The sequence below is a fragment of the Tenacibaculum sp. L6 genome (assembly GCF_028823685.1).
Classification (GTDB): domain Bacteria; phylum Bacteroidota; class Bacteroidia; order Flavobacteriales; family Flavobacteriaceae; genus Polaribacter.
The window spans coordinates 67,244-78,739 of record NZ_JAPEHZ010000002.1; the positions used below are offsets into that span (position 1 = coordinate 67,244).

An 11,496-nucleotide genomic window follows, 5' to 3' on the forward strand; every position below is an offset into this window, starting at 1 on the left:
TAGTTATTTATACGCTTGATGTATGTATTGTGCGTATTTTTTTTGGTTTTGATTATCTCCTGTTTTATAAAAATTTACGGCTCCATTAGCACGCATAAAAAAGTGATCTAAACTTACAACATCTAATAAACCACCTCTAAAAAAGGCATCTCTTACTGGCCCTTTTACTCCTGCAAAATAGAATTGGATATTATGCTTGTTAAAATAAACAATACGTTCTTTTAACACGTCTATACCCGTACTATCTACTCTATTAATACTCTCTGCATCTAAAACGATCAACTTTAATGCCTTTCCTTTTTCTGCTGCCATTTCGTCTAATTTATCACGAAAATAGTTTGAATTGGCATAAAATAATTGTGCATCAAAACGGAACACTAAAATTTCTTCTTCTATAATGACTTCCTTGAATCTGTTTTTATTACGATAAAAATCCGAATTTGGCACTTTTCCTAACTCAGCTACGTACGGTCTTGAGGTTCTAAAAATTAAAACGATTAACGATAAAACTACTCCTATTAAAATTCCATATTCAATTCCGAAGAAAATCGTTGCTAAAAAAGTAGCTAATAATAACCAGAAATCTAAGTTATTCGCTTTCCATAACCTTCTTGCTTCTTTTACATTTATCAAGTTAAAAACCGCAACAATAATAATTGCTGATAAAATAGTTTTAGGTAAATGGTAAAATACCGGTGTTAAGAAAAGTAAAGTTATTACTACCAATAATGCCGAAACGATTGCTGAAACTCCTGTTGTTCCACCAGATTCTGCATTGATTGCTGAACGAGAAAAACTTGAGGCTGAAGGATACGATTGAAACAACGATCCAACCATGTTACTTAATCCTAACGCTACTAGTTCTTGGTTTGGTCGAACTCTATATTCATCTTGTTTGGCTTCCAACGTTTTTCCTATAGAAATAGTTTCTAAATACCCTACCATAACCAATGTTGCAGCAATTGGTATTAATTCTCGTATTAATGCTACATCAATTACTGGTATTGAAAACTTAGGAAGTCCTGAAGGAATATCTTTTACAATAGCTACATCTGCAAGTTGATCTCCAAAAAGACGTATTGTTACAATTCCTAATATCACAACGATTAATGCATTTGGAATCTTTCTATTTACTTTTCTAAAAATTATGATAATTATACAGGCTATTAAACCTATAATCGTAGTATTTGTTTTAAAATATTGAAGTCGGAACAAAATATCTTCTAACAACACATGTATTTGATCGCTTTGTACAAAATCTACTCCAAATAAATTTCTAAACTGATTCAGTCCAATAATTAAAGCTACGGCTGATGTAAACCCAGTTATTACTGGTCTCGATAAAAAGTTAACTACAAAACCTAAGCGGAAAATTCCCATTAAAAATTGTATACTCCCTACTACCAACGCAAGTAATATTGCTATACCTATATAACTTTCAGATCCTGTTAATGCTAAGGTAGAAACTCCTGTTGCAACGATTAATGAATCCATTGCTACAGGACCAATTGCTACTTGGCGTGATGTACCAAAAATAGCATACATTAATTGAGGCATTAATGCGGCATACAACCCATAAATTGGTGGTAATCCAGCAATAAGTGCATACGCTATACCTTGTGGAATTAACACAATAGCAACGGTTATACCTGCAACTACATCACCTCTTAATTGTGATTTTTTATAGTTGGGCAACCATTCTAGTATCGGTATGAGTTTTTTTAACAGTTTCATTTTTAAAAGAGCTCTCCTTGGCTACTTCCTTTAATTCTACCTAAATGTTTATAAGCCAAATCGGTTACTTCTCTTCCTCTTGGCGTACGCATGATAAACCCTTGTTGAATTAAAAAAGGTTCATACACTTCTTCTATTGTTTCTGAATTTTCTGCCACGGCAGTAGCTAACGTGGTAATTCCAACTGGCCCCCCTTTGAACTTATCAATAATCGTAGATAATATTTTATTATCCATTTCATCTAGCCCATGTGCATCAACATTTAATGCTTTTAGCGCATATCTAGCGATTTCAATAGTAATGGTACCATCTCCTTTTATTTGTGCAAAATCACGTACTCTACGCAATAATGCATTCGCTATACGTGGTGTTCCTCTACTTCTTCCTGCTATCTCAATAGCAGCTTCCATAGAAATTGGCACTTTTAATATAAATGCACTTCGTTGGATGATGTTTGTTAGCAGTTCAGTTGAGTAATAATGTAATCGACTACTGATTCCAAAACGAGCTCTCATAGGAGCTGTAAGTAATCCTGATCGTGTAGTAGCCCCAACTAAAGTAAACGGTTCTAAATTGATTTGTACTGTACGTGCATTAGGCCCAGATTCAATCATAATATCGATTTTATAATCTTCCATAGCCGAATACAAGTATTCTTCTACTACAGGACTTAATCGATGGATTTCATCTATAAAAAGTACATCTCTTTCATCTAAGTTGGTTAGTAAACCTGCTAAGTCTCCTGGTTTATCTAAAACAGGACCTGAGGTAACTTTAATTCCTACTCCCAACTCATTCGCTAAAATGTGTGCTAACGTCGTTTTTCCTAACCCCGGAGGTCCATGAAATAAGGCGTGGTCTAACGCTTCATCACGCTGATTTGCTGCTTCAACAAAAATCTTAAGATTTTCTATCGCTTGATCTTGACCTGTAAAATCATCAAATGATAGTGGACGTAGCTTTTTTTCAACGTCTAACTCTTCATTAGAATAATGTTTGTTTTCAGGGTTTAGGTTTTCGTTCATATAGTTGCAAATATACTTGAAATAAAACGGTTGTTTTGTAATATATGTTACTTAGCTCTTTACTATGCTAAGATACGTATTGTAGAGAGTTGAGATAACCTATCTTATCAACCATTTACTATTATTTCCATTAGATTCATTATAATAATACAAATTACTATATATTATAGCTATCATAGGAGCTCTATAAATAATGCTTGAAGTTTGACCTTCAGGTGTTGTATTAATTATTCTCTTATTCAATGAATAATTATTAAACAAAGCACTTTTAAGTATTTCATCTATAGATTTAATATAATTATTAAAAGTTTGATTTTCCTCTAACTTTTCGGATGTAAAAGAATTCTTAATACATTCAAAAACACTTGGCATTACTCCCGGATTCATTAAAACATCTGAATAATATAAATCTTTGTTTATTTTTTTATAAAGCTCAAAATATTTTTTTTCTCTCGAAGCATTTGCTATTTCATCAAGTAGATTGTTATATGATTCTTTGTTCTTAGTTAGAAGAAATTTTTCATCAATTAAAATTTGCTCTATCTTCTCACTATAATCATAAATATTAAACGTTTCTAATGTATACTTTTTTGATTTTTTATCAATACATAATTTAATAGTATCGTTTAGTTGATTTTCTTGAGTTATTGATTTACAAGAACAAATCACGAACAATACAATTAATAAAGTTATTCTTATCATCATATATTCTTTTTCAAATTTATTAGTGGAATAAAAATAAAAGCCTCCCAAAATTGGGAGGCTTCTATTTATTTTTTACTTTTTATTAAGATGGCTCTTCTCCATCTAATAATGGTACTGTTTGTGGCACGAAATCTTTTCCGTGAACATACTCACCATTTTCATCTGTTTTACTGTAATCGTAAGCCCATCTGTGAACTTCAGGAATTTCTCCTGGCCAGTTTCCGTGAATAGCTTCTACAGGAGTAGTCCACTCTAATGTATTTGCATTCCAAGGGTTTTGCGTAGCTTTTTGACCTCTATACATTGAGATAAAGAAGTTAGCAATAAAGATTAACTGAGCAGCTCCACCAATAATTGCCATGATAGTCATGAATACGTTGATATCTGCTAAGTCATCAAACATTGGGAAACTTGTATTTGTATAGTAACGACGTGGTAAGCCAGCTAAACCAATAAAGTGCATTGGGAAGAATACTCCGTAAGCTGTAATAATTGTTAACCAGAAGTGCCAGTAACCTAATGTTTTGTTCATCATTCTACCATACATTTTAGGGAACCAGTGGTACACACCAGCAAACATTCCTAATAAGGCAGATACCCCCATTACTAAGTGGAAGTGAGCCACTACGAAATAGGTATCGTGAACGTTAATATCTAATGCTGAATCTCCTAATACTAATCCTGTTAAACCTCCTGTTACGAATGTAGAAACTAATCCGATAGAGAACATCATCGCTGGGTTTAACTGTAAGTTACCTTTCCATAATGTAGTTACGTAGTTAAACGCTTTTACTGCTGATGGAATTGCAATTAATACTGTTGTAAATGTAAATACAGAACCTAAGAATGGATTCATTCCTGATACGAACATGTGGTGACCCCATACGATTGTAGATAAGAATGCAATTGCCATAATAGATCCAACCATTGCACGGTATCCGAAGATAGGTTTACGTGCGTTAGTAGAAATTACTTCAGAACTAATACCTAATGCTGGTAATAAGATGATATATACCTCTGGGTGACCTAAGAACCAGAATAAGTGTTCAAATAATACTGGTGAACCTCCTTGGTAGTGTAATACTTCTCCAGAAATAAAAATATCTGATAAGTAGAAAGAAGTACCAAAGCTTCTATCAAAGATTAATAATAATGCTGCTGATAATAATACTGGGAATGAAATTACACCAATAATTGCTGTAATGAAGAAAGCCCACATTGTTAATGGCAATCTTGTCATTTTCATTCCTTTGGTACGTAAGTTTAAAACTGTTACGATATAGTTTAATGATCCTAGTAAAGATGAAGCAATGAAAATTGCCATAGATACTAACCATAATGTCATACCTGTACCTGAACCTGGAATTGCTTGTGGTAAGGCAGATAATGGCGGATAAATTGTCCATCCTGCAGATGCTGGTCCTGCTTCAACAAACAGTGAAATAATCATGATTACTGATGATAAAAAGAATAACCAGTATGATACCATGTTTAAGAATCCTGAAGCCATATCACGTGCTCCAATTTGTAACGGAATTAAAAGGTTAGAGAAGGTACCACTTAAACCTGCCGTTAATACAAAGAATACCATGATTGTACCGTGTATTGTAACTAAGGCTAAGTACATATCTGGGTTCATAATTCCATCTGTTTGATGGTTACCTAAGAACGCTTCAACAATTGAAAACGATGTATCTGGCCATGCAATTTGTAAACGAAACAACATAGACATAAAACCTCCTATGATACCCATAAATATACCTGTAACTAGGTACTGCTTAGAGATCATTTTGTGATCTTGACTAAAGATGTATTTAGTTACAAATGTTTCTTTGTGATGATGATCTGACATAATCTATATCTTTATATACTTTTAAAAAATATCTTATTTTATTACTTGAGCTAATGTTTGTTGTTCTGACAACCACTTGTTGTATTCGTCTTCTTCTACAACAGTAATTTTCATTTGCATGTTGTAGTGAGAGGCTCCACAAATTTTGTTACATAATAATACATAATCAAACTCATACGGGTCTTCTCCTTTAGCTCTTCTAATTTTGTTAATTCCATCCGTTTTAGCAACTACTTCTGAGTTCTGACGCATTTCAGCAGTTGTATACTTTGGTGTGAAAGCAAATTGAGTAACCATACCTGGAACACAGTTCATTTGCGCTCTAAAGTGAGGCATATAAGCAGAGTGTAATACGTCTTGTGAACGGAACTTGAATAATACCTTTTTACCTTTTGGTAAATATAATTCTGTTACTTGCTTATCATCTTGTGCACTTGGGTCAGACATGTCTACACCCATAGTGTTAATTCCTTTGATAAAGTTTACATTACCAAGACCTAATTGGTTATCTTCACCTGCATAACGAGCATCCCAACGGAATTGTTGAGAGTAAACCTCAATAACGATTGGGTTTTCATCGTCTCCAACATACATAATGTTGTTCCAAGCCCATAAACCGTATCCAATTAACAATACAATTGTTACTGCAGGAATTGTTGTCCAAATTAACTCTAATTTGTGGCTATCAGCATAAAATAATGCTTTGTTGTTTTTATTTCCTCTGTACTTATAAGTAAAGAAGAAAATTAAAAACTGCATACCAAACTGAACGATTCCAATTAACCAAAATGTAATATTGAATAAGTTATCGTCATGCTCTCCTTCAACAGAAGCAGCTTCAGGTAACATGATTACATTCATTGCTATTAAGCAATAAATCATCATTGCATAAAGGAATGCTAGGAAAGCTAACGAGTATTTAGCTTGTTTTTCGTTGTCTTCATCTGTAGCAATTACAGAACGGAAATTCATTATACGAGTAATTTGCCAAAAACTTACTCCGATTGCAACTGCTATGAAAATATAAAATAAAGCGAGCATATTATCTAAACTATTTGTTTATTAATTCTTTTTAATTAATGATGATTACTATCTTCTCCTGTGTGTTCGATATTGTAGTAATGATAGGTTTCACTTTCGTGTAAGTAAGGGTTTCCTTTTGGTACTGGATTAGCTTTAGCAAATGCACTAAACGTAGCAAAGATAAATAATCCTGTAAAGAATAATAATCCGCTTATTTCACCAATTCCGAATCCCCATTGACCACCAACGGTTCCTGGCATAATCATTACAAATAAGTCAATATAATGACCTGCTAAGATTACAACACCTCCTAAGATTACAAACCAAGGTCTGCTCTTAAAATCACTGTTGATTAACAATAATACTGGGAAAACAAAGTTCATTACAACCATTGCTAAGAATGGTACTTTGTATTCGTTAAAACGTAATAAGAAATACGTTGTTTCTTCTGGCATGTCTGCATACCAAATTAACATGAACTGTGCGAACCATAAGTATGTCCAGAATACTGAGAAACCAAACATAAATTTCGCTAAGTCGTGAATATGACTATCGTTTACTAATGGTAATGCTCCTTTTGAACGTAAGTAAATAGTTACCATAGCAATTACTGTTAAAGCAGATACTAAGAAAGTAGCTAATACATACCATCCAAATAATGTAGAGAACCAGTGAGGGTCGATACTCATAATCCAATCCCATGACGCCATACTTTCAGTAATCATAAAGAATACTAAGAAAATAACTGTAGCGTTGTAGTTTTTCTTGTGTTGTTTTAAATCACCATTATCTTGTGCTAAAGACCACTTTCTGATAAGGAAATAGTAAACATTCCATCCTGCTAAGTATACAATACTTCTAATTAACCATCCTGGAGTGTTTAACCACCATTTTTTACCATCTACAATAGCATCGTAGTTTTCACTTGTAGGATCAGTTACTCCTTCTCCCATCCAAGTAAATAAGTGGTTCATGTGCATCGCTGTTAATATTAAGAACGCTAACATGAAAACACTTACGTAATGTATGTTTGAAGAAATAGCTTCCATTACTCTGTGTAATACTACTGACCATCCTGCTTGTGCAACGATTTGAGATCCGTAAAAAGCTAATACTAATAAAGTGATTCCTAAAGAGAATAATAAAGCTACATACATTGCAGACCATGGTCTGTTTTGCATTTGGTGTAAAGCGTGCTCTGCGTGAGCATCATGATCTTCACCATGTGCTTCAGCTACTGCATGAGTTTCTTCTTTTACTTCAGTTTGTGCTATTTCTTCCTTAACTTCAGCTTCATTTGCATTAACAACTGTTGAGTCTTGTGCTTGTTCTGCAACGTTTGCTACAGTCTCTTCTACTTGAGTTGCTGTGCTATCTGCTTGAGTTTCTTCAGTAGCTACTTCTTCTACATGCTCTTCTACTTTAGCTTCTTCAGCATGCTCCTCTTCAGTGTGAGTCGCTGTTGCTTCATGACCACCGTGGTGAGCATCTTGTTTTGCTAAAATTTCTTTTGCATCTTCTAATGTTTTAGGTGCTGTAAAGAAACTATAACCTGTTCCTAAAAGTCCTACAGCCATTAAAACAATAGCTAGCATTTTTAATTTTCCTGAAAACTGGTACATATCTTAACTATCTATTATAGACTTATTTTAATTCGCTTCTTAATTTTTCTACGTATTGTACAACTTGCCAACGCTCGTTGTATCTTAACTGTGACGCGTGAGATCCCATTAAGTTTTTACCGTACATAATTACGTGGTAAATGTTTCCTGGTGTTAACTCTCTATCGGTATAACTTGGAATACCGTTGAATTTATCTCTTTGAGATAATACTCCGTTTCCGTCTCCTGTTGTACCGTGACAAGAAGCACAGTAAATATCGTATAACACTTTACCTTTTTCTAAGTTTTCCTCAGTTGTTGGTAATGGATTTTTTAATTCTGCTTTCGCTTTTTCATATCCTTCATTTGTATCAGGAATATCATAAGCTACTACACCGTTTCTACTTACAGTACCTGCAACAGGTTGTATGTTTACCATCTTGCTATTTACACCTTCTGCTCCATTAGCGTCGTAAGGAACAGACACATACATGTCTGGCATAAATTGTACTTGTGGTTTACGTTTATCGTTACAAGAACTTAAGCTTGTTACTACTACAGCTAAAGCGATAATTATTTTTAAACTCTTCATATCTCTTTATTAGTGCGTTTCTACTACGTTAATTTCTACAGCTCCTGTTGTTTCTAACAATGCTACTAACTCTTCTTCGTTTCCGTGAACCGGAACTTCCATTAAGAAATGATCGTCTGTAGTTCTTGGATCTGGGTTTTCAGCTTCTTTAAATGGCCAAATCTTACTTCTCATATAAAAAGTGATTACCATTAAGTGTGCTGCGAAGAATACTGTTAATTCGAATAAAATTGGTACGAAAGCTGGCATGTTAGCTGCCCAAGAAAAGTTTGGTTTACCACCAATATCTTGAGGCCAATCAGCAATCATAGTATACCATGTTAACCAAACTGCTACTGATAAACCTGTAATACCATATAAAAAAGCAGTAATTGCTAAACGTGTTGGAGCTAAGCCCATTGCTTTGTCTAATCCGTGAACTGGAAATGGACAAAATACTTCTTCAATATGATGATTTTCTGATTTTACTTTCTTAACGGCATCCATTAAGATATCATCATCATTATATAATGCGTGAATTACTTTATTAGTGCTCATTGTTCTCTTCTCTTGATTTTTTAAAATTCTCACCTGATGATTTCAAAATAGTCTTAATCTCTGCCGTAGGGATTACTGGGAATGTTCTTGCATATAATAAGAATAATACAAAGAAGAACCCGATAGTTCCTATGAAGATACCTACGTCTACAAACGTTGGCTCAAAACGCCACCATGTAGATGGTAATTGCCCTTTACTTAATACAATTGCAATGATATCAAAACGCTCGAACCACATACCGATGTTAATTACAATTGAGATAATGAAAGACCAGATAAAACTTCTTCTAATTTTTTTAATCCATAATAACTGTGGAGTGAAAATGTTACAGATTAATAACGACCAGAATGCCCATCCATAAGCACCTGCTTCAGCACCAAACGATAAGTATGTATAGTTTTCATAAGGAGAACCTGTATACCATGCGATGAAGAATTCAGTTGCATACGCTACAGCTACAATACCACCTGTTAAAATAATTACGATGTTCATATACTCTACGTGTAAACGCGTAATATATGCTTCCATGTTCGTAACCTTACGCATAATACCTAATAAGGTTTGTACCATTGCGAATCCTGAGAAGATCGCCCCTGCTACGAAGTAAGGAGGGAAAATTGTTGAGTGCCATCCTGGGTTGATAGAAGTAGCGAAGTCCATCGATACAATTGTGTGTACAGAAAGTACTAATGGTGTTGCTAAACCTGCTAATACTAACGACACTTCTTCAAAACGTTGCCAGTCTTTAGCTCTACCAGACCATCCGAAAGATAATAATGCATAAATTTTCTTTTGGAAAGGTTTTACAGCTCTATCACGAATCGTTGCAAAATCAGGTAATAAACCAGTCCACCAGAAAACTAATGATACCGATAAATACGTAGAAATTGCGAATACATCCCATAATAATGGCGAGTTAAAGTTAACCCATAATGATCCGAATTGGTTAGGAATTGGTAATACCCAGTATCCGTTCCATGGACGTCCCATGTGGATGATTGGGAACAATCCTGCTTGGAATACCGCAAAGATTGTCATCGCTTCTGCAGAACGGTTAATTGCCATTCTCCATTTTTGACGGAATAATAAAAGTACTGCAGAGATAAGTGTTCCTGCGTGACCAATACCTACCCACCATACGAAGTTGGTAATATCCCATGCCCAACCGATGTTTTTACTTAATCCCCAAACACCGATTCCTGTTCCTACGGTGTAGAAGATACATCCAAATCCCCATAACATTGCTGCTAAGGAGATATAGAATGCTATATACCAATTTTTGTTTGCTTTACCTTCAATAGGTCTTGCGATATCTTCCGTAATATCATGGTAACTCTTGTCACCAAGTATTAAAGGTTCTCTATAAGATGATTCGTAATGAGACGACATAAATCTATATACTTATTAATTTTACTATTAAGCTTCGTTTGTATTTCTTACTTTCACTTGGTACACTACGTTTGGTTTTGTACCAATATAATCTAACACATGGAATGCTCTTTTATCTTCTTTTAATGCTGTAACTGTATCTTCAGAGTTGTTAATATCTCCAAATACCATAGCTCCAGTAGAACAAGCTGCAGAACAAGCTGTTTCAAACTCATCTTTGTTTACAGCTCTACCTTCTTTCTTAGCTTTTAAGATGGTAGCTTGTGTCATTTGAATACACATAGAACATTTTTCCATAACTCCACGAGAACGAACAACTACGTCTGGGTTTAATACCATTTTTCCGTACTCATTGTTCATGTTAAAGTCAAACTCGTTATTTTCAGCGTAGTTAAACCAGTTGAAACGACGAACTCTATATGGACAGTTGTTTGCACAGTAACGAGTACCTACACAACGGTTATATGCCATTTGGTTTTGACCTTGACGACCGTGAGATGTTGCTGCTACTGGACATACTGTTTCACATGGTGCGTGGTTACAGTGCTGACACATCATTGGTTGGAAAGCAACCTGTGGATTTTCAGCTGGGTTTTCTAAAGCATCAAATAAATCTCCTTTGCTTAACTCTAATACTTTTTCAGTATATCTTCTTTCAACTTCTTGGTTAGCTAAATTAGGGTTCTTAGCTTTGAACTCTTCTAAAGTAATTCTTGGCTCTCCATTTTCATTTTTCTCATATTGCTTATCAACAACAGTTGAAGAATAATAACGGTCAATACGTAACCAAGCCATATCTCTACCAACTCTCATTTCATCTTTACCAACAACAGGTACGTTGTTTTCTGCGTGACATGCAATAACACAAGCCCCACATCCTGTACAAGATGTTAAGTCGATAGATAAGTTAAAGTGGTGTCCTAAACTTCTATCATGCTCATCCCATAAGTCGATTTTACTTCCTTCAACTTCTTGGTGATCGTAAGAAACCATAAATGGCTTGTTCCATGTATGTTTAGGATCTAAACTCTTATCGT

10 protein-coding genes are annotated in these 11,496 nt (G+C 34.5%); all 10 read right to left on the reverse strand.

Annotated features, from left to right (window positions below; all coding sequences use genetic code 11):
• Window positions 1–3: 3 nt before the first annotated feature.
• Window positions 4–1,734 carry a SulP family inorganic anion transporter gene (locus OU788_RS01040; protein ID WP_274633440.1) on the reverse strand — a complete coding sequence of 577 codons (1,731 nt, stop codon included), beginning with the start codon at window positions 1,732–1,734 and terminating at the stop codon, window positions 4–6.
• 2 nt (window positions 1,735–1,736) lie between these two features.
• Window positions 1,737–2,759 (reverse strand): Holliday junction branch migration DNA helicase RuvB, encoded by a 1,023-nt coding sequence (gene ruvB, locus OU788_RS01045; RefSeq protein ID WP_120185687.1) that lies wholly within the window; start codon window positions 2,757–2,759, stop codon window positions 1,737–1,739.
• A gap of 99 nt (window positions 2,760–2,858) precedes the next feature.
• Window positions 2,859–3,464 (reverse strand): hypothetical protein, encoded by a 606-nt coding sequence (locus OU788_RS01050; RefSeq protein WP_274633441.1) that lies wholly within the window; start codon window positions 3,462–3,464, stop codon window positions 2,859–2,861.
• Between the two features lie 82 nt (window positions 3,465–3,546).
• The gene (locus OU788_RS01055; protein ID WP_274633442.1) at window positions 3,547–5,316 is read right to left on the reverse strand and encodes a cytochrome c oxidase subunit I; all 1,770 of its coding nucleotides are present in this window, start codon (window positions 5,314–5,316) and stop codon (window positions 3,547–3,549) included.
• Between the two features lie 33 nt (window positions 5,317–5,349).
• On the reverse strand, window positions 5,350–6,357 hold the full coding sequence (locus OU788_RS01060; protein ID WP_274633443.1) for a cytochrome c oxidase subunit II: 1,008 nt from the start codon (window positions 6,355–6,357) through the stop codon (window positions 5,350–5,352).
• A gap of 35 nt (window positions 6,358–6,392) precedes the next feature.
• On the reverse strand, window positions 6,393–7,961 hold the full coding sequence (locus OU788_RS01065) for a quinol:cytochrome C oxidoreductase (protein WP_274633444.1): 1,569 nt from the start codon (window positions 7,959–7,961) through the stop codon (window positions 6,393–6,395).
• 22 nt (window positions 7,962–7,983) lie between these two features.
• Window positions 7,984–8,532, reverse strand: coding sequence for a c-type cytochrome (locus OU788_RS01070; protein WP_274633445.1), 549 nt, complete (start codon window positions 8,530–8,532; stop codon window positions 7,984–7,986).
• Between the two features lie 9 nt (window positions 8,533–8,541).
• On the reverse strand, window positions 8,542–9,069 hold the full coding sequence (locus tag OU788_RS01075; protein ID WP_274633446.1) for a DUF3341 domain-containing protein: 528 nt from the start codon (window positions 9,067–9,069) through the stop codon (window positions 8,542–8,544).
• Complete coding sequence (gene nrfD, locus OU788_RS01080; RefSeq protein WP_028891351.1) at window positions 9,059–10,459, reverse strand: NrfD/PsrC family molybdoenzyme membrane anchor subunit; 1,401 nt, start codon at window positions 10,457–10,459, stop codon at window positions 9,059–9,061. The genes OU788_RS01075 and nrfD overlap by 11 nt, the downstream gene beginning before the upstream one ends.
• Window positions 10,460–10,486: 27 nt before the next feature.
• Window positions 10,487–11,496 (reverse strand): 4Fe-4S dicluster domain-containing protein (locus OU788_RS01085; protein WP_274633447.1); only part of this gene is annotated, 1,010 nt, incomplete at its 5' end.